This window comes from Nitrosomonas limosa, assembly GCF_054188085.1.
The window spans coordinates 1,464,670-1,482,674 of sequence record NZ_CM135180.1; the positions used below are offsets into that span (position 1 = coordinate 1,464,670).

Consider the following 18,005-nt stretch of genomic DNA (forward strand, 5'->3'; position numbering starts at 1 on the left):
CATGACAACCATTGTTTCAGTAAGGCGCGGCAAGCAAGTTGCGCTGGGGGGTGACGGTCAGGTAACGCTGGGAGCGGTCGTGGCCAAATCGAGCGCACGTAAGGTGCGTCGGCTTTATCATGACAAAATTCTGGCGGGATTTGCCGGTGGTACTGCCGATGCATTTACCCTGTTTGAACGGTTCGAAGGCAAGCTGGAAGCGCATCACGGCCATATCATGCGAGCCGCCGTCGAATTGGCCAAAGACTGGCGCACGGACCGGATTTTGCGCAGGCTTGAAGCGATGCTGGTAGTTGCAAATGAAGATGCAACTCTCATCATCACTGGCGCGGGCGATATTATCGAACCTGAACTAGGGATTGCCGCGATTGGCAGCGGCGGCTCGTATGCCTTGGCTGCGGCCCGCGCATTGCTGGAGAATACTGATCTGCCGCCCAAGGAGATCGTAAAAAAAGCATTAACAATCGCCGGTGATATTTGTATCTATACCAATCAAGACCACATTATTGAAACAATTGATTAATTCACTGCATTTCAGCCGTCTGGCTGATCGATAATTTGGTTTTCTTGTTATATTTCATCCTATTTTAGAACTTAACATCATGTCACAAATGACCCCTCAGGAAATCGTCCACGAATTGGATAAACACATTATTGGCCAGCAGGCAGCTAAACGAGCTGTCGCGATCGCACTGAGGAATCGCTGGCGCCGTCAGCAAATTGCAGACCCGTTGCGCCAGGAAATTACGCCCAAAAATATTCTGATGATCGGTCCGACGGGGGTCGGCAAAACTGAAATTGCCCGCCGTCTGGCTAAATTGGCCGATGCGCCCTTTATCAAAATCGAGGCCACCAAATTCACCGAAGTGGGCTATGTCGGTCGTGATGTCGACTCGATCATCCGCGACCTGGCGGAAACCGCCATTAAGGAAGCCAGAGAACGAGAAACGCGAAAAAAACAGCCGCTGGCGGAAGATCAGGCTGAAGATCGCATACTCGATGCGCTTTTACCGGGGTCAAGGGATTTCGGCTTTCAATCCAATAGCGAAGATCACGACAGTTCGACCCGGCAGAAATTTCGCAAGAAACTCCGCGAAGGCGAACTGGACGATAAAGAAATTGAAATCGATGTAGCTTCGCCGCGCGCCAGCATGGAGATCTTCGCGCCTCCCGGCATGGAGGACTTGACATCTCAAATCCAGGGCATGTTTCAGAATATGACCGGCGAGCGTAAAAAAACCCGCAAAATGACAATTCGTGAAGCAAAAAAATTACTGCTTGAAGAAGAAGCTGCAAAAATGGTCAATGACGAAGAACTGAAATTGAATGCCATTCAGAATGTCGAGCAGAACGGCATTGTTTTTCTCGATGAAATTGACAAAATCGCCAGTCGCTCCTCGGGCCACACTGGCGGCGATGTTTCCCGCCAAGGCGTGCAGCGTGATTTGCTGCCGCTGGTGGAAGGCACAACCGTATCGACCAAATACGGCATGATCAAAACCGATCACATTCTGTTTGTCGCCAGCGGCGCGTTTCACATGTCCAAGCCATCCGATCTGATACCAGAATTACAAGGCCGTTTTCCGATCCGCGTCGAATTGGCCAGTTTAAGCGTCAGCGACTTTGAACAGATCCTGACCAATACCGACGCCTGCCTGACCCGGCAATACGAAGCGCTGCTGGCGACCGAGGGCGTGAAACTGCAATTTGGCAGTGACGGCATCAAGCGATTGGCAGAGATCGCCTTCTCAGTCAACAGTAAAACCGAAAATATTGGCGCCCGGCGTTTGCATACTGTCATGGAAAAACTGCTCGAAGATATTTCTTACGATGCTCCCAAACACAGTGGAGAAACTATCATGATCGACGCCGCCTATGTCGACGAACGCCTGAAGGATCTGTCCCAAAGCGAGGATTTGGCGAGATACGTTTTGTAGATAACTGAAATCCCGGAAAATCAATCTGACTATGCAAAGTTGTCAGTACAATATCGTTCCGGATAGAAGTGCCCTTCGGTGCTAACTCAGCACGGTCAGATACCTATCAAACCCAGGGAGTTAAGGTATAATACCCGGTTTCTCAATATTGTATCGTTGGAGGTCTCAATGCCTATTTATGAATATCTTTGCAATTCATGCGGTGCTGAGAAAGAGCATTTACAAAAAGTGAGCGATGCACCGATTGCAGCATGTCCTGTGTGCGGCAGTAGCAACTATGTCAAACGCATTTCTGCTGCTGGGTTTCAACTGAAAGGAAGCGGCTGGTACGTTACCGATTTCAAGAACAGCAAATCCAAACCGGCGGATAACGCTGCGGCAACTCAAGACAGCGCGCAGACAAAGGCTGCACCCGCTACGGATTCAACTGCAAACAAAGAAAGCAACACCGCTTCTACTGCAGCCGTCGAGTAATGGACTGAAGCCGTTAACGAAATACCGGAACGGTCTGATTGACCCGATCGTTGGATCGCTTGCAGTGCAGCAAAAAACAATACCCTTTAATTTTCATCATTCAACCTACTGAACAACATCATGCGTACCAATTACTGCGGCGCCATCAATGCCGGATATCTCGATCAAACCGTCACGCTTTTCGGCTGGGTTCACCGGCGTAGAGATCACGGCGGTGTGATATTCATCGACTTGCGCGACCGCGAAGGCTTGGTGCAAATCGTGTGCGATCCTGATAACGCGTCAACCTTTCAGACCGCCGAGAAAGTACGCAATGAATTCGTGCTGAAAATTACCGGCAAGGTGCGCAAACGCCCGGAAGGAACCGTCAATACGGCGTTGTTCAGCGGCGAAATCGAAATCCTCGTCAGCGCCATCGAAGTATTGAACACTTCGTTGACGCCGCCTTTCCTGATGGACGATGACAATCTCAGCGAAGTGGTGCGGCTGGAACATCGTTATCTCGATTTGCGCCGTCCGGCCATGCAGTCGAATCTGCGCTTGCGCCACCGGGTGGCGATGGCAGTCCGCATGTTTCTCGATCAGAACGGTTTTCTCGATATCGAAACGCCGATGCTGACCAAATCGACACCGGAAGGCGCACGCGATTATCTGGTGCCGTCGCGGGTAAACGCCGGTCATTTCTTTGCGTTGCCGCAATCGCCGCAGCTATTCAAGCAGTTATTGATGATCTCCGGGTTTGATCGCTATTATCAAATCACCCGCTGCTTCCGCGACGAAGACCTGCGCGCCGACCGCCAACCGGAATTCACGCAGATCGATATTGAAACCTCGTTCCTGTCAGAAAATGAAATCATGACGCTGATGGAAGGCATGATCCGCGGGTTATTCAAATCAGTGATCAATGTCGATTTGCCTGATCCATTCCCACGGCTCACGCATGAACAAGCCATGTTCAAATACGGCTCGGACAAGCCGGATTTGCGCGTGCCGCTGGAATTCACCGAATTGACCGACATCATGAAAGATGTGCCGTTCAAGGTTTTCCGCGAAGCCGCGGAAAAACCGGATGGCCGCGTTGCTGCGCTATGCGTGCCGAAAGGCGGCGAGTTGTCGCGCAAGGAAATCGACGATTACACCAGCTTTGTCGCGATCTACGGCGCCAAGGGATTGGCGTACATCAAGGTCAATAACTTGGCGGATGGCGTGGAAGGGTTGCAATCGCCGATTCTGAAATTCCTGCCGGAAGCAACGATTCAAACAATCCTTGCCAGAACCAAAGCGCAAAACGGCGATTTGATATTCTTTGGCGCGGATAAGGCTAAAATCGTCAATGAATCGCTGGGCGCATTGCGAATCAAAGTCGGTCATCAGCACGGCCACGCCGAATCCGGCTGGAAACCGCTATGGGTCGTCGACTTTCCGATGTTTGAATTCGATGACGAAGAAAACCGCTGGAAAGCTTTACACCATCCGTTCACCTCACCGGCCGACGGCCACGAAGATTTGCTCGAAACCGATCCTGGCAAAGCGCTTTCGAAAGCTTACGACATGGTATTAAACGGTTCCGAGATCGGCGGCGGATCGGTGCGGATTCACCGTCAAGAGGTGCAATCCAAGGTTTTCCGCGCATTGAATATCTCCGAACAGGAAGCGCAAGAAAAATTCGGCTTCCTGCTGGAAGCGCTGCAATACGGTGCGCCGCCGCACGGCGGCATTGCCTTCGGGCTGGATCGCATTCTGACGATGATGACCGGTTCGGAATCGATCCGCGATGTCATCGCTTTTCCGAAGACCCAGAGGGCGCAATGCCTGTTGACACATGCGCCGAGCGCCGTCGACGAAAAGCAACTAAGGGAATTGAGTATCCGCTTGCGCCAAACGGAAGTAAAACCAGGCTAATAATCTGTCACTCAGCGGATGTACAAAATACCGGTTTCCGTTCTGGTTGTGATTCACACCGCTGATTTGCAGGTCTTGTTATTGGAACGTGCCGACCATCCTGGTTATTGGCAATCTGTAACCGGTAGCCAAGATCCCGGAGAAACCCTGCTTGACACGGCAACACGCGAAATCGCCGAAGAAACCGGCTTAAACGCTGCCGACTATCAGTTGACTGACTGGCACGTTAAAAATCGCTATGAAATCTATGAAGAATGGCGCTGGCGCTATGGTCCGGATGTGCGCTTCAATACCGAACATGTTTTCGGTTTATGTGTACCAACTGCCATTCCGATCAAACTCTCAGCCCGTGAACATTTGAATTTTGTCTGGCTACCGTGGCAACAAGCCGCCAAGAAAGTCTTCTCCAGCAGCAATGCCGAAGCCATCATGAGCTTGCCGGCACGGTAACAAACCTCAGGAAACGCTGATTAATTCGGCGAACGAGATGAAGCACGAGGCGCACGGCACACAGCAACCGAGACATATCAACAAGATAGGCGAGGGAGCGAGTACCGCGCAACGAAGTGATTCACTCGTATAGTCAATTAATCAGCGTTTTCCTAAAAGTTGTCACGTTAACTATTGCTGCTGCCTCAGCAACGATTCCGCCAGTTGCAAATCTTCCACTTTATCAACATCGATACCGGCACGCGCATCGCTCAGTACCAGCACTTGTATCGTGACGCCTGATCTCTCTGATACCGCCGCGACGCCTTGCTTCAACGTTAGAAAACCAAAGAAATACGACAATACGGTTTTGAAGCCCAATACCCGTGCAATCAATTTAACCGGATTTTTCCGTAAATCCTCGGCTTGCTGCCAGAAACGCACCAGCGCGCGTCCTTGCGATCTGAACGCATAAAGATTGCAACCGCGGTAACCGCCGTCGCGCAAGCGTATGATGGTGCGCCTGATACCGGGAAAAGCCGTCGCGATCGCTTGTTCCGTCACGGTTCCAACCGTCGCATCAGCCGCTGCCATCCGTGATGCACTTAAAAATTCCTGCACCATTGCAGGCGTCAACAATGCATGATCGGCCGTGGTAATTAGCACCGGAGTGTCATCATCAACAATACTCAGCCCTCGATCAGCGCTGCGGCTTGGCGAATCGAGATTGGCTAACCAGGTAACTTGCCCATTGGCAATTCGTTGTTGCAATTCCGGACAATGATGCAGCAACGACTCCGGCGGGCCGCATAAGATAATTTGATTGATCGATTCGCAAGCGGCAAGCGTATCCAGAACGCGGATAATCATCGGAATACCGGCAACAGGCGCAAACGCTTTGCACGCCGCACCCGTATGCAGAGTAATGGGATCCTTGCCGGTGCGATCGGCTGCTAAAACCAACGCAGCGAATGGTTGCGATTCGGGTCGTTTCTGGTCATTCATAGTGTTTTCACAGCGTTATAAAAAATTCTCCATCCATCAGGCTATGGTAGCGGGGATAGAGCCGGAAAACAATTTCTCAGAACTATCAGGTGCGATTAATCGGCGCCGCCGCCGATAGAAAAACGCTGCAAATATTTCCTGATGATCGCGCCGGTCTTAATATTATGCACGTAATACAACACCACATAATTCACGAACCCATGGATAGCCAGTGCCAGCAGCAATCCTTCGAATATCCCCAGGCGATAAACCAGTAACGCGCATAACGTCGCAAGCATCAGTGCATACTGTCCTTGATGCGCAACATGCAACAATCCCAGAATCATTTTCCAGCCGGTGAAAATCATAATCACTGCCAGTGAAAATTTCGGCATAAATTCAAGATATTGTGTATTGATCACAAAGAATAAAATTACCAATCCAACCACCAGTACCGAAAACTTGGTATAAGCGCCAGCCAGTTTATTGGTGGTGCTTTTGGCCAGTCCATCCAGGTTTGTCATGCCGCCGAAAAAACTCGACCCCATGTTGGCAACCCAGATAGCCAGCAAGCTATTATTAGTGTTGCATTTGCGCTGCAATGGATCGATCTTCTGGATGGCAGCATTACTCATGACTTGCTCAATCACATCAATAATCGCCAGCATAGCTGCAAAACCAACAGCATAGAGCCACATCAACGCATGGTCGAAATGGGGCAACGGCAACGATAGATACAAAGGCACATCTTCCACGTGCAGCATCGGCATCGCGATGAACTGCGCCAGAATCGCACCGGCAATCATTACAAAGAAATACGGAATGGCGGGTTGCCTGGCTTGAAATTTGCTGAAGAGAAACACGAATGCAACCATGGCCAGCAAAGAAATCGACACCATCTGGATACGCACGGTGTTCCAGAAACTTTCTGTAACCATACTGTCCGGTATCTCGTAAGTCATGGCAAAAAAATTGATAGCAATTTTAAGCCCAACGCCGGCCAATAATCCTTCTACCAGATACTCCGGAACAGCCACCAGAATGTACTTCTGCAAATTGAATTTCCAGATAATGGCTTGCATGAGAGCCGTCAGAAAAATAACAAACGCCATATTCTCCATGCCAAACGTCGCTACGCCCAATGCCAGCACCGGTGCCAAACCGGCGGCAACGCCGGGTGCGCCGACATAATTCCCAGGACGAAACCAGGCATTGATCCAACCGACGAAGCATGCAAAAACAACCGTTGCCAGCGCTACCTTGATTGGATAATCGGACATCAATGCAATCCCGGCGGATAGCGGGATCGCCATCGTGCCGGTAATAATGCCGGCTTGCAGATCGCGGCCAAGAAATTGCGTCTGAAACGCAGCCGAACCGGTCAATGGATTTTGCGTTTTTTGCGGCATGATTTTTCTGAATGATTCAACAATATCGTATGAACTACTCGCGCCAAGACAAGCAGCCACCTACGAGCTTCTCTCAGACCGCCTCATTACATACTATTTGTCAACACGTGGCATTGATATACATCACAACTTGTGAACCGCGGAACAATTGGGGTTGCCGCTGAAATGATTCAGGCGCATGCCTGCTTTATCCGGTATCGAGCCGATCCCTGAGAAAAAGCAGGCATGCGCCTGTTATATGAGAAAATTAAGCGATAGGGATAATCCGCAATGAACCATGGCCGAGAATCGAAGCCGTGGCAACATTCTGGATCGTAATTGCTTTTGCGATACGCTGAACATCGTCATCGCTGCCACTCGCGTTGATATCTTTGGCCGCATTGCCAAAAGCCCAGGCATCGACCACGAACATATCGTATTGCGGACCGTACTTGGCGCGAATCGCGGCACGGTCAACGGTGGTTCCGGGCTTGGTATTCAACGCAATACCGAGTTCGTTGTGCTTGCCGACCAGCTCTTCATACAACGCTCCGCAATCCTGAGCCGTTTGCAGCACCGCTGCCCGGTCTTCCGCGAAGAAACCTGCTTGACCCAGGCGATTGTTGGCTTGCTGCACAATCGAGCCTTTTTCCGCATCGGTCACATTAATGCCGAGCTTTCCGACCAGCGCAGCGATATCGTTAATACGCTCCGAGATATGCTGATAAATCGTCGGCGCTTTGGCGCAGGCGCCGCATCCGCAAGGTCCGTGGTCATCGCCGTGCACACCGGTGGAGTGCCCTTTCGATTTGAGCGTATGAATCGCTTGGGTCGTCATTTGAAGCTCATTCACGTCTCCGGCGGATGAGCCGCCCAGATCGCTGCCATACACGATGCTCAAGGTGCCACCCGCCGCACACGGTGCGCTGAAACGCGAACCATCGGCTTTGGTGCGTCCGTCGACACAGATTTCCGGCACCACGCCATTTGCGGGCACGTTGAATACGCCGGCTGCAATCGCTTGATACATCTGGATTAATACATTCTTGTCGATATCGTCACGATTATCGGGACCGATGCTGCCCAAGCCCAAGTTAAATTGGCCTAGTGAAATATACTGATTGAGGTTATCTTCCGAAACGGAAGCGGTTGAGGCGGGTGCTGAAGCTGCTTGTGGTTGTTGTGGAGGCGGGTTTGTTTCTGGTGCTGATGATGCTGTATCTTGACTGCCTGTAAAATGTTTTAACAGATTTTTTAAACTTTCAAACATTTTAGATATCCTTTGTAGTAATTAGTCATTTGATCATAAGTTCTACTTCATACTTGCCATATTCAAAGTAACTCAAGGAAAGGGCAAACATTGCCAAGGCCTTTTTAACAGTTTTTTTAACTTCCTTGGATGATAAAATAAACCCGGCGTTAGGATTCTAACACTACTTTTCCGTACTACAGATAGTAATTCTTCATTTTCTGCCGGTTACTGTTGCAAATTCCCGTACAGGCATAAGGGATTCCGTAATCCGCACAGCGCCTCGTACAATCAATCTATAAGGTGGTCAAGTGCTAATAATCGTAGCGCATTGCACCATGAAAGTTCGCCGCAAACTGTGCAATGCCCTTCGGTTATTGCAACTTACAAAATGAAACGAAGGTAATTGATTCGAAATCGGTAAAGCGATAAATGCGGCACATATAAATTAGGATTACAAAGAACCGGTTTGATACCCGTTAGTTATTGCGTTCAAACGCTAAAAAATCACAAATTGACAATCGCGGTAAAACCGCCATACGCCATCCGCTTACAATCGAATGGATGCGCATCGGGATTCATCATTCCGGCCAAACGCGGATCCGCCATGACAGCTTGATTGACCCGGTCGCGGTGTTCTTTCGATTCGAAAACCACCCACGCAAAAATCACTGTTTCATCCTCATTGGCACCGGTTAATTGCTTAAACGAAACCATTTCTTTCTGTTCGAGATCGTCGCCGGCGCATTCGATATAAGCCAGCGCACCGTGTTCCCTCCAAATAGTGCCAGCTAATTCTGCCATTTTTTTGTAATCGTCCAATTTATTCACGGCAATCGGAAGCACGTAACCATCGACATACCTTCCCATCTTCTTCTCCCTAATCAAGTTAATCAGATTCATCCAGTAGTGCGCGACAATCAGTTTTTTGCATCACTCCAGAATTTCGATACGCTGGCGCGTTGTGCCACGTTCTCCCAGGCGGATGATGCCGATGATGAGCGAGCCGTAAAAACCCGGATGTGAAATGACATTGGAAAACAATGCCATCATCTCGTCTTTTTCCCGAATGGCTTGTTGCCGCTGCGGTGTCGGCAGGGGCGATAATTTCTCCGCGAATGACCAAGCTGCATCGCGGGCTTTTTCCATGCTGAAATTGATGATGGCGGTTTGCACCGAACCCAGAAAGCGATTCAGCAATCCCAATACCGGCCAAATCTGCGCCAGTTCGCTTTGCACATCACCCACTAATCCGGCCAGGACCTTATTGATTTTCTCGAAATCCCCTTTGAGGTTTTGCAGTTCTTCCGGCGGCACGGTTTCCGCCGCGGCGATGCCCAGGTCCAAATTGATATGCGCGTTCATGCCCAATAACAAATGCTGCAACACGATTGGCCACCAGTGTTGCGTGGCGTCAAAGGCCCGCACCCAGGATTGGGTTGGCGTTTGATCGGTGAAGTGCAGATAGCAAGCGCGAATATAGCGGTTGGCGAAAATCACATCGAGCCGTTCCATACGCGGGCCGTCGTCGAAATAATTTTGCTCGATGCCTTTTTTGACTTGAATGGTCACTTTGCGGTACAGCGCCGCAAAGTAGCCGATGCGTGAGTTGTTTTGCTTGGACCATTCGACGATGGCGGTTAACTGCGTGATGACATCGTCGATAGTGACCGCTGGGGAAGCGATGGCCGAAGGAAAGCTGGTGGGCGACATAACATCTCCTTGAAATTGTGAGTGTCTGCATCATACGCAATGTGTGCGGTGATGCAAATCAAAGCGTTCAATCCGATGCAGGTATGTTGCATCCGCACCCCATCGCAGCGGAATCCGTATTGGATTTTGATGGCTAGCCGGGCTTATTGCTGTGGCTTATTCTCAAGCCCGGTGTTTATTCTGACATGCAATCAATACACTATCTTCATTCTGGCCATCACAGCGCAGCGGCTCTTCCGCGAGGCTTTGATTGCAAGTATAATTCGTTCACATTTCCCCATATACCGCCAATTTTCCAACCTATTGGTGGCTTTTCGAGGATTGGAAAAAAATGAAACCGCCCATTCGTATTGCCGTCACCGGCGCAACCGGACAGATTTGTTATAACCTGTTATATCGCATCGCAGCGGGTGACATGCTTGGCAAAGACCAGCCGGTCATTTTACAGTTACACGATGTGACCGAAGCGCAGCCATTCTTTGAAGGGGTGGTGATGGAGCTTTATGATTGCGCCTTTCCGTTGCTGGCAGGTATCGTCACCACCGATAACCCGGAAGTTGCGTTCGATAATGCCGACATTGCACTATTGGTTGGCGCGCGCCCGCGCGGCGAAAATATGGAGCGCAAAGATTTGCTGGCGGCGAATGGTCCGATCTTCATTGCACAAGGTAAGGCATTAAACGCTGCTGCAAAACGCGATGTAAAAATTCTGGTGGTCGGAAATCCGGCCAATACCAATGCTTTTATCACTTTGAAAAACGCGCCCGATTTGGACCCCGGCAACTTTTCGGCGATGCTGCGGTTGGATCACAATCGCGCCTTGTCGCAAGCCGCTTTAAAACTTCGGGCACCGGTTTCCGGCATTAAGAAAATGATCGTTTGGGGTAATCATTCCAACACGCAATTCCCCGATTTGAGTCACGCCATGCTCGGCAATGACAAGGTCTCTTCTCTGATCAATGATGCCGGATGGGTTGAGCACCACTTCATCCCGACCGTGCAAAAGCGCGGCGCGGCCATTATCGAAGCGCGCCGCGGCAAATCCAGCGCCGCCAGCGCCGCCAATGCGATCATCAATCACATGCAAGATTGGATCTTCGGTACACGGGAAGGCGATTGGGTGTCGATGGGCGTACCATCAAACGGTTGCTACGGGATACCAAGTGGCGTGATTTATAGTTTCCCGGTCACTTGCCAAAATGGCCGGTATCAAATTGTCGACGGTCTGGAAATTACCGATGCGGACAACGAAAAAATGCAAGCAAGTTACCGGGAATTAGTTGCCGAACAGGAAGCTGTCCGGCATTTGCTCGTTTAACAGGTCGTTTAAAAACTATCTGCGTTGCCGCTACGGTGTTAAAAACAAGCTCATAATGCTCATTTATACCGCATAAACTGCGCTTTTTCGCCTGTTTTTGCCTTGTATCGGCTGCCTCGAAAACGTTTTTCAATGGCCTGTTAAGGAAGCGCTGACTAATTCGGCGAACGTGATGAAGTGCGAGGCGCACGGAATGCAGTAACCGAGGCATATCAATCAGATAGACGAGGGAGCGAGTACCGTGCAACGATGCAATTCGCTCGTGCAGTCAATTAATCAGAACTTCCTTAAGGAACTATTCCACCGATTGTTGCATTACCCCGCTCGCCGCTTCACGGATCGCAATCAACAAACCGGTATCCAGATGCCCATCGGCGATACGTTGTGTTCTCTGTTGAAAGCGGCTGATTGCCTTGCGTGTGGCGGAACCCAGCACCCCGTCCGCTTCACCGGCATCAATCCCTAATGCCAGCAAATCCCTTTGCAGTTGACGCACTTGTTCGCGTGAAATTTTGACGGTTTCAACGGGCGGCAGGCGGTGCAGGCCCATCGCGCCTGCAATCCGGTCAGCCAGGTGCCCTACGGATAATGCATAAAACTCCGAGCGATTCCAGCGCATGATTACGTGAAAGTTTTGAGTGACTAAAAAAGCAGGACCTTGATGCCCCGAGGGTACCAGCAAGGCGGCTTTATGCTCAGCGGGACCCAGCGCCGCACCGGATATCGCCGTCACGCCAAGACGGCCCCACTCGGCATAACTCATCATTTGATCGCGACCCGCCAGCGAATAATCAAATGACGGCGGCAAACGGACTTCCTGCCCCCAGTTTAAACCCGGCACCCAGCCCAGTTGGCGTAAAAAATTAGCGGCAGAACCCATCGCATCCGGGATACTCCCCCACAAATCGCGACGCCCGTCTCCGTCAATATCTTTAGCGTAGCGTAGAAAAGTCGACGGCATGAATTGCATATGCCCCATCGCTCCCGCCCAAGACCCGATCATCCGCTCAGCGGCAATATCTCCAGCATCAACGATCCGCATCGCATTGAACAATTCTTGCATAAAAAAGGAGCTGCGGCGGGGATCACAAGCCAGGGTCGCCAGTGAGTCGGTGACCGAAAAATCCCCGAAGAAACCGCCGTAGTTGGTTTCCAACCCCCAAAATGAAACCAGAAACTGCGCCGGAACACCCGATTCCTGTTCAATCTGCCGCAGCAACGCACGGTGCCTGGTAAACAATTCACGTCCGCGTTGAACACGCTCGTCATTAATGCGGGTGTTGAAATAGTTTGCAAATGTCTGCGTGAATTCAGGCTGGCGCCGGTCCAACTCAATGACGCGCGGCAAGTATCGGGCTTTCCCCAGAACCTGTTGGATGGTCTTGTCTGAAATGCCTTCGGTTCTCGCTTGATCCTTCATTCTGGAGAGGCATTCGCCAAACTGGGGATTGCTGGCTTCTGCCTGATGCATTAACAATAAAAACGCGAATGCAACAATAACTGCCCGCAAGCGCCTGATATTTAGTGAAGACTTGATTGAAGGAATGCTGAACGCGATCACCGGCATTTTTATTTTCGATGCGGACAGTCGGTTTTTATGCAATCCGCATAGAGCGACAAGGAATGCTCTTGCAATTTAAAACCGCGTTCTTTTGCGATGGCGGTTTGACGTTTTTCGATTTCGGCATCGTAGAATTCTTCCACGCGGCCACACTGCAAACAAACCAAGTGATCGTGATGACCGTCGCCTTTCAGTTCAAATACCGCTTTACCGCTCTCGAAATGGTGGCGCTCCAGCAAGCCGGCCTGTTCGAACTGCGTTAACACCCGGTAGACTGTTGCCAGCCCGATGTCTTCACCTTCATTGATCAGTTCCTTATAAACATCCTCAGCCGACAGATGCCGCACACTGCTTTGCTCGAATAAATTCAATATTTTCAGCCGTGGCAGCGTCGTTTTAAGGCCGCTGTTTTTTAGATCGATGCTTTTCAGATCATCAAAGTTACCCATAGTTATCTCTGTTCGGAAAATAATTTACTGTATCATATAGCGCCGTGTTCACTTTGGAAATATATAATATCAACAAATGGCCGCAAAATTCACCGCTCTGCTTTCTTTCCTGCTGCTGACAAGCTGTTCGTATCTGCCGCACGTTATTTATAGAATCGATGTGCAACAAGGAAACGTCGTCACCGATGAAATGCTGGAAAAATTAAAGCCCGGCATGACCAAATCGCAGGTGTTATTCGTATTGGGATCGCCGCTGATCATTGACGCTTTTCGTGACAATCGCTGGGATTATGTCTATCTATTCCGGGAGAAAGGCGACCTGACCGAACAAAAGCGGCTCACACTGTTCTTCGACAATGATACTTTGGTCAATATCGAAGACTATATGCACTTCTCAAAAGATTCTGCAAAACCAAAACCGGCTGAAGCACCCCCTGCAAAAGACGAAGCCAAGCCAGATGAAGAAGCGCCGAAATAATTCATTAAAACACTGTTTCTATTTGATTTAACTAGAAATCATCGGGATAATTATGATAACTCAGAAGATTGCGATTGCAGGTTGCTCAGGACGCATGGGACGGACACTGCTGGAAGCAGTCGCGCAAGCACCGGATCTGCAGCTGGCCGCTGCGCTCGAGCGGCCCGGCAATCCTTATTTAAACAAAGACGCGGGGGAATTGGCTGGGATTCATTGCGGTATCCCGGTTACCAGCGATTTCGCAACCGCATTGAAAAATTGCCAGCACTTGATCGACTTCACCCGCCCCGAGGGAACATTGGCACACCTGGCTGCTTGCCGTGAATCCGGGGTAAAAATGGTCATCGGCACCACTGGTTTCTCAACCGAAGAGAAAACCCAGCTCAAATCGGCATCGAAGGACATTGCCATCGTATTTGCGCCGAACATGAGTGTAGGCGTCAATGTCACCTTCAAGTTACTGGAAATCGCCGCAAAAGTGCTGAATGAAGGGTACGATATTGAAATTGTTGAAGCACACCACCGCCATAAGATTGATTCACCCTCCGGCACCGCTTTGCGTATGGGAGAAGTCATTGCCGATTCGCTGGGCAGGGACTTGAGTAAAGTGGCGGTTTACGGCCGCGAAGGCGTAACCGGCGAAAGAAAACCTGAGACTATTGGTTTCGCTACCATACGCGCAGGCGATATTGTCGGCGATCACACGGCTATGTTTGCCGGGATTGGCGAACGCGTCGAAATCTCGCACAAAGCCAGCAGCCGCATGACCTTTGCCATGGGCGCGTTGCGTGCGGTCCGCTTCCTGGCTGACAAACCGCACGGTCTGTTCGACATGCAGGATGTTTTAGGGCTGCGCTGAGCTTTTCCATGGCCATCTATGCAATCGGGGATTTACAAGGCTGTTTCACACCTTTCCAGCGGCTGATTGATTTGATCCGCTTCGATCCGGCCAGCGACAAATTGTGGCTGGCGGGCGATATCGTCAATCGCGGCCCGGATTCCTTGTCCTTGCTGCGCTATATTAAACAGGCCGGTGATGCGATATTGATGGTACTCGGCAATCATGATATCCACCTATTAATGGTTGCTGCCGGCATTGCAAGAAATCACCCGAGCGACACGATTCAGCCGGTTCTTGACGCTCCCGACCGCGACGAACTGCTGCACTGGTTACGCCATCGGAAATTGTTCCATCACGAAGGCTCATACGCCATGGTACACGCCGGCTTGCTGCCATCGTGGACAATCGCGCAAGCCGGGCAACTTGCACACGAAGTGGAACATGCCATGCGCCAGGATGATTATCCCGGGCTTTTTTCCCGGATTTACGGCAACGAACCCAATCAATGGCAAGACGATTGGAGCGGTTTTATCCGTTTGCGAGTGATCGTTAATGCCATGACGAGAATGCGCATCTGCACACCCGATGGTCAAATGAATTTGTACTTCAAAGGAGAAATATCATCCATCCCGACCGGTTATCTGCCCTGGTTCAGCGTTCCGCAACGCGCCAGCCAGCAGCACACCATCGTTTGCGGACACTGGTCTGCGCTGGGACTTCACGTCAGTGAAAATTTAATCGCGCTGGACAGCGGTTGTATATGGGGAGGTCCATTAACGGCTATACGGCTGGAGGACCGGAAAATTTTCCAGGTTCCCTGTGCGTAACGGGTACCGATAATGTATCGGCAATCGCCCGTTCAGCCAATCGTGCCAATTCCCGCCGATTTTTCAAGCCGCATGAAACCGGCTGATTGAACGTTAATTCCGCATCGATTGAGGGCTGGCTCAGTATATTTTGCAACGACAGAACCAGCGAAGGATCGATGTACGCAGCTTCCAGACACACACCTCCTGCCGGATTACGATACCTGATTGCAACCGGATACAACATCGCATCGGAATTCACCGCCGATTGCAGTAATGAAGCATGAAAATGATTTAACTGCAAACCATCGGCCGTCGTTCCTTCCGGAAATACCGTCACCCGTTCTCCTTGATCCAGAACTTCGCTAATTTGCTGGTTAATGCGTTGCGTATCGCTGCGTTTCGCTCGTTCGATAAATAAAGTGCCGGCCCTCCGGCTCAAAAAACCCAGTACCGGCCATCGGCTGATTTCAGCTTTGGCGACAAAACGCGCCGGACACGCCGCCATCAACAGACAAATATCCAGCCAGGATACGTGATTGGCCGCCAGCAGCACACGCGGCATTTCCAGTGACGGCAAACGTCCATGGCACGACAGTCTGATTGATAGAATCGACAATACGCCGTTGGCCCAGCGGCTCATCATAGCGCGTTGAATATGCAAGGGAAGATAAGGATAAATCAAGGATTGCACCAGCCCTGACCCCACATGGAACAATAACTTGGTGACCCGGATGGCACGCAGTAAGAAAGGCGTTGTTTTTTGCATGAAGCGAAGATTGGCAACCGACAAAAAGGATGGTTGTATCAGATTACACTGGTTTATGCCAATCTATTTGCATCGCCTGCAATGCTCACCGCACATGGCGGCAAGCATTGAGGATAAACGAAAAAAATAGAACTATTTGAGAACGATTGCTTCAATCAATAAGAGACTGCAGGACCTTCAAGCCAGAAACAATCGGAAACCAGACACATCCCCCCCAGCTCTCTTAAGACAGGCCTGAGTTCATTGATGATCTTTTGCGCTTGCTCATCCTTACAAGCAAGCACAACCATCACGTTTTCCTGCTCCATTAAAACATCTCCAGGATCCCGGACACCGCGCGAACCCAGTCCGCCGGCATTTTTAAGAACAGTGTAACCCCGGACTGAGCATCTTTCCAGCAACTCGGTCAATTGTTCAAGCTGTTCAATACCGACAACAATCTCGAATCGTTTCATTGCAATTGTATTATTCATGATTTTTCCTATTAATAGCCGGTTAATCGATAAGCTCTTTCTTAAGCTGACATGCCATGGAACCAAGCTGACATTTCCCAGTAAATTGGCACACCGATAAAGATGTTAAAGGGGAAAGTCACACCCAACGATGCGCCGATCGAAAGCGCGGGATCCGCATCCGGAACTGCGATGCGCATTGCAGCAGGCGCGGCGATGTATGAGCAGCTGGCATACAGAACGCCCAGCAACATGGTACCCCCCTCAGACAAACCAAATAACCAGCCTAAGTAATTACCGAAGAATCCTGCCAGCAACGGAAATAAGATACCGAAGGCGACAATGAAAACACCTTTCTCCATCACTGATTTCAGACGCGATGCCGCCAGCAGCCCCATTTCCAGCAAGAAGAACGCTAACACGCCCATGAACAAGTCCATGAACATCTTATCCAGCGGCGATACCAGTTTCACCACGCCTGCGTAATAGCCGATCAATACACCGACAATCAGCAAATAAAGGCTGGTACCGGTCAGGATCTCATGCATCAGCTTGCCCCATTCGGTTTTCTCACCACCCGCGCCCGCCCGCGCCAATACAGTACCGGTGACCAGCGCCGGAATCTCCATCAGCGCCATAATCAGCACCATAAAGCCCTCGGAATGCTGATCTTTTGCCGCCAGGAAAGCCACCCCCACCGCAAAAGTCACCGCGCTCACAGAACCGTAATGCGCTGAAATAGCGCCTGCATCGGCCTGTGTGAATCTTCCAATAAATCGCAAGATGGGATACGCAGTCAGCGGAACTAATGCAGACAAAACAACCATGGAAACAGCGATCGGTAAAACCTCCATGATTTCGTACTTCGCCATTGACACACCACCTTTAAAACCGATGGCAATCAACAAAAACAAACTCATACTTTTATACAAAGCCTCGGGGATTTTTAGGTCAGATTTGATAACACCTGCCAAAACCCCCGCGACAAAAAAGAAAACTACCGGTTGTATAGTAGCCATGGAACACTCCCTATTTTAGTCGTAAATACAAATTAATAAAAAAATCCATCCCAGCAACTTGCAAAGTGCCATAGAGTCTTGAGAAATTGCACCATCCAAGAATCAGAAAATTCAATTCTTTGACCGAGACTCTACAGTTGCAGCAACCCAATTAGAGTAGTTAACAACCAATCACTCTGCTTAGATCCGGAAGTCCGTGACTGAATTGCATTCTTCACTTCACGAAGAAAACTTAT

General features: G+C 50.2%; 19 protein-coding genes. 9 read left to right on the forward strand and 10 right to left on the reverse strand.

Going from position 1 to position 18,005, the window contains the following annotated elements:
- The first annotated feature begins 1 nt into the window (after window position 1).
- From hslV to nudB, 5 genes are all read left to right on the forward strand, one after another.
- A complete protein-coding gene (hslV, locus tag ACV7NC_RS06650) occupies window positions 2–523 on the forward strand; it encodes an ATP-dependent protease subunit HslV (protein WP_307933292.1) in 522 nt (173 codons plus the stop codon).
- 79 nt (window positions 524–602) lie between these two features.
- On the forward strand, window positions 603–1,937 hold the full coding sequence (hslU, locus tag ACV7NC_RS06655; protein ID WP_458154731.1) for an ATP-dependent protease ATPase subunit HslU: 1,335 nt from the start codon (window positions 603–605) through the stop codon (window positions 1,935–1,937).
- A 168-nt stretch (window positions 1,938–2,105) separates the two neighbouring features.
- A complete protein-coding gene (locus tag ACV7NC_RS06660) occupies window positions 2,106–2,411 on the forward strand; it encodes an FmdB family zinc ribbon protein (protein ID WP_458154732.1) in 306 nt (101 codons plus the stop codon).
- 120 nt (window positions 2,412–2,531) lie between these two features.
- Window positions 2,532–4,313 carry an aspartate--tRNA ligase gene (gene aspS, locus ACV7NC_RS06665; protein WP_458154733.1) on the forward strand — a complete coding sequence of 594 codons (1,782 nt, stop codon included), beginning with the start codon at window positions 2,532–2,534 and terminating at the stop codon, window positions 4,311–4,313.
- 18 nt (window positions 4,314–4,331) lie between these two features.
- Complete coding sequence (gene nudB, locus ACV7NC_RS06670; protein WP_458154734.1) at window positions 4,332–4,763, forward strand: dihydroneopterin triphosphate diphosphatase; 432 nt, start codon at window positions 4,332–4,334, stop codon at window positions 4,761–4,763.
- Window positions 4,764–4,934: 171 nt separating this feature from the next.
- Here nudB and ACV7NC_RS06675 read toward each other — a convergent pair whose 3' ends face one another.
- The 5 genes from ACV7NC_RS06675 to ACV7NC_RS06695 all read right to left on the reverse strand — a co-directional run bounded on the left by ACV7NC_RS06675 (window position 4,935) and on the right by ACV7NC_RS06695 (window position 10,076).
- On the reverse strand, window positions 4,935–5,747 hold the full coding sequence (locus ACV7NC_RS06675) for a nucleotidyltransferase family protein (RefSeq protein ID WP_458154735.1): 813 nt from the start codon (window positions 5,745–5,747) through the stop codon (window positions 4,935–4,937).
- 95 nt (window positions 5,748–5,842) lie between these two features.
- On the reverse strand, window positions 5,843–7,135 hold the full coding sequence (locus ACV7NC_RS06680) for a SulP family inorganic anion transporter (RefSeq protein WP_458154736.1): 1,293 nt from the start codon (window positions 7,133–7,135) through the stop codon (window positions 5,843–5,845).
- Between the two features lie 247 nt (window positions 7,136–7,382).
- Window positions 7,383–8,384, reverse strand: coding sequence for a cadmium-containing carbonic anhydrase (locus ACV7NC_RS06685; protein WP_458154737.1), 1,002 nt, complete (start codon window positions 8,382–8,384; stop codon window positions 7,383–7,385).
- 486 nt (window positions 8,385–8,870) lie between these two features.
- On the reverse strand, window positions 8,871–9,233 hold the full coding sequence (locus tag ACV7NC_RS06690; RefSeq protein WP_458154738.1) for a DUF1428 domain-containing protein: 363 nt from the start codon (window positions 9,231–9,233) through the stop codon (window positions 8,871–8,873).
- Between the two features lie 63 nt (window positions 9,234–9,296).
- Window positions 9,297–10,076: a DUF5995 family protein gene (locus ACV7NC_RS06695; RefSeq protein ID WP_458154739.1), complete on the reverse strand. Its 780-nt coding sequence runs from the start codon at window positions 10,074–10,076 to the stop codon at window positions 9,297–9,299.
- Window positions 10,077–10,407: 331 nt separating this feature from the next.
- On the opposite strand from ACV7NC_RS06695, the gene ACV7NC_RS06700 reads away from it, so the two are divergent.
- Window positions 10,408–11,394, forward strand: a complete 987-nt coding sequence (locus ACV7NC_RS06700) for a malate dehydrogenase (protein WP_458154741.1) — start codon at window positions 10,408–10,410, stop codon at window positions 11,392–11,394.
- Between the two features lie 295 nt (window positions 11,395–11,689).
- Here the strand turns inward: ACV7NC_RS06700 and ACV7NC_RS06705 are convergent, their stop codons facing one another.
- Entirely contained in the window at window positions 11,690–12,961 is a 1,272-nt protein-coding gene (locus tag ACV7NC_RS06705; protein WP_458154742.1) for a lytic murein transglycosylase, read from the reverse strand.
- Between the two features lie 2 nt (window positions 12,962–12,963).
- Entirely contained in the window at window positions 12,964–13,404 is a 441-nt protein-coding gene (fur, locus tag ACV7NC_RS06710; protein ID WP_307933276.1) for a ferric iron uptake transcriptional regulator, read from the reverse strand.
- A 76-nt stretch (window positions 13,405–13,480) separates the two neighbouring features.
- Between fur and ACV7NC_RS06715 the strand changes: the two genes are divergently transcribed.
- From ACV7NC_RS06715 to ACV7NC_RS06725, 3 genes are read left to right on the forward strand one after another with little or no spacing between them, the layout of a single operon-like run.
- Window positions 13,481–13,882 carry an outer membrane protein assembly factor BamE gene (locus tag ACV7NC_RS06715; RefSeq protein ID WP_458154743.1) on the forward strand — a complete coding sequence of 134 codons (402 nt, stop codon included), beginning with the start codon at window positions 13,481–13,483 and terminating at the stop codon, window positions 13,880–13,882.
- A gap of 52 nt (window positions 13,883–13,934) precedes the next feature.
- Window positions 13,935–14,741, forward strand: a complete 807-nt coding sequence (dapB, locus tag ACV7NC_RS06720) for a 4-hydroxy-tetrahydrodipicolinate reductase (protein ID WP_458154744.1) — start codon at window positions 13,935–13,937, stop codon at window positions 14,739–14,741.
- Window positions 14,742–14,749: 8 nt separating this feature from the next.
- Window positions 14,750–15,550, forward strand: coding sequence for a symmetrical bis(5'-nucleosyl)-tetraphosphatase (locus ACV7NC_RS06725; RefSeq protein ID WP_458154745.1), 801 nt, complete (start codon window positions 14,750–14,752; stop codon window positions 15,548–15,550).
- Here ACV7NC_RS06725 and ACV7NC_RS06730 read toward each other — a convergent pair.
- The 3 genes from ACV7NC_RS06730 to ACV7NC_RS06740 form a co-directional block, all read right to left on the reverse strand.
- Entirely contained in the window at window positions 15,504–16,298 is a 795-nt protein-coding gene (locus tag ACV7NC_RS06730; protein WP_458154746.1) for a lysophospholipid acyltransferase family protein, read from the reverse strand. The two genes, ACV7NC_RS06725 and ACV7NC_RS06730, sit on opposite strands and share 47 nt — an antisense overlap.
- Window positions 16,299–16,453: 155 nt before the next feature.
- The gene (locus tag ACV7NC_RS06735) at window positions 16,454–16,771 is read right to left on the reverse strand and encodes a P-II family nitrogen regulator (protein ID WP_458154747.1); all 318 of its coding nucleotides are present in this window, start codon (window positions 16,769–16,771) and stop codon (window positions 16,454–16,456) included.
- Window positions 16,772–16,812: 41 nt separating this feature from the next.
- Window positions 16,813–17,769 (reverse strand): sodium-dependent bicarbonate transport family permease, encoded by a 957-nt coding sequence (locus tag ACV7NC_RS06740; RefSeq protein ID WP_458154748.1) that lies wholly within the window; start codon window positions 17,767–17,769, stop codon window positions 16,813–16,815.
- Window positions 17,770–18,005: the final 236 nt, after the last annotated feature.

Bases quoted from the DNA above. Each gene is read 5' to 3' on its own strand.
- ACV7NC_RS06700 (WP_458154741.1), top strand. From the start codon at position 10,408: ATGAAACCGCCCATTCGTATTGCCGTCACCGGCGCAACCGGACAGATT.
- ACV7NC_RS06695 (WP_458154739.1), bottom strand. From the start codon at position 10,076: ATGTCGCCCACCAGCTTTCCTTCGGCCATCGCTTCCCCAGCGGTCACT.
- ACV7NC_RS06705 (WP_458154742.1), bottom strand. From the start codon at position 12,961: ATGCCGGTGATCGCGTTCAGCATTCCTTCAATCAAGTCTTCACTAAAT.
- ACV7NC_RS06690 (WP_458154738.1), bottom strand. From the start codon at position 9,233: ATGGGAAGGTATGTCGATGGTTACGTGCTTCCGATTGCCGTGAATAAA.
- ACV7NC_RS06715 (WP_458154743.1), top strand. From the start codon at position 13,481: ATGGCCGCAAAATTCACCGCTCTGCTTTCTTTCCTGCTGCTGACAAGC.
- hslV (WP_307933292.1), top strand. From the start codon at position 2: ATGACAACCATTGTTTCAGTAAGGCGCGGCAAGCAAGTTGCGCTGGGG.
- ACV7NC_RS06730 (WP_458154746.1), bottom strand. From the start codon at position 16,298: ATGCAAAAAACAACGCCTTTCTTACTGCGTGCCATCCGGGTCACCAAG.
- ACV7NC_RS06735 (WP_458154747.1), bottom strand. From the start codon at position 16,771: ATGAATAATACAATTGCAATGAAACGATTCGAGATTGTTGTCGGTATT.
- ACV7NC_RS06660 (WP_458154732.1), top strand. From the start codon at position 2,106: ATGCCTATTTATGAATATCTTTGCAATTCATGCGGTGCTGAGAAAGAG.
- hslU (WP_458154731.1), top strand. From the start codon at position 603: ATGTCACAAATGACCCCTCAGGAAATCGTCCACGAATTGGATAAACAC.
- aspS (WP_458154733.1), top strand. From the start codon at position 2,532: ATGCGTACCAATTACTGCGGCGCCATCAATGCCGGATATCTCGATCAA.
- ACV7NC_RS06725 (WP_458154745.1), top strand. From the start codon at position 14,750: ATGGCCATCTATGCAATCGGGGATTTACAAGGCTGTTTCACACCTTTC.
- ACV7NC_RS06675 (WP_458154735.1), bottom strand. From the start codon at position 5,747: ATGAATGACCAGAAACGACCCGAATCGCAACCATTCGCTGCGTTGGTT.
- fur (WP_307933276.1), bottom strand. From the start codon at position 13,404: ATGGGTAACTTTGATGATCTGAAAAGCATCGATCTAAAAAACAGCGGC.
- dapB (WP_458154744.1), top strand. From the start codon at position 13,935: ATGATAACTCAGAAGATTGCGATTGCAGGTTGCTCAGGACGCATGGGA.
- ACV7NC_RS06685 (WP_458154737.1), bottom strand. From the start codon at position 8,384: ATGTTTGAAAGTTTAAAAAATCTGTTAAAACATTTTACAGGCAGTCAA.
- ACV7NC_RS06740 (WP_458154748.1), bottom strand. From the start codon at position 17,769: ATGGCTACTATACAACCGGTAGTTTTCTTTTTTGTCGCGGGGGTTTTG.
- ACV7NC_RS06680 (WP_458154736.1), bottom strand. From the start codon at position 7,135: ATGCCGCAAAAAACGCAAAATCCATTGACCGGTTCGGCTGCGTTTCAG.
- nudB (WP_458154734.1), top strand. From the start codon at position 4,332: ATGTACAAAATACCGGTTTCCGTTCTGGTTGTGATTCACACCGCTGAT.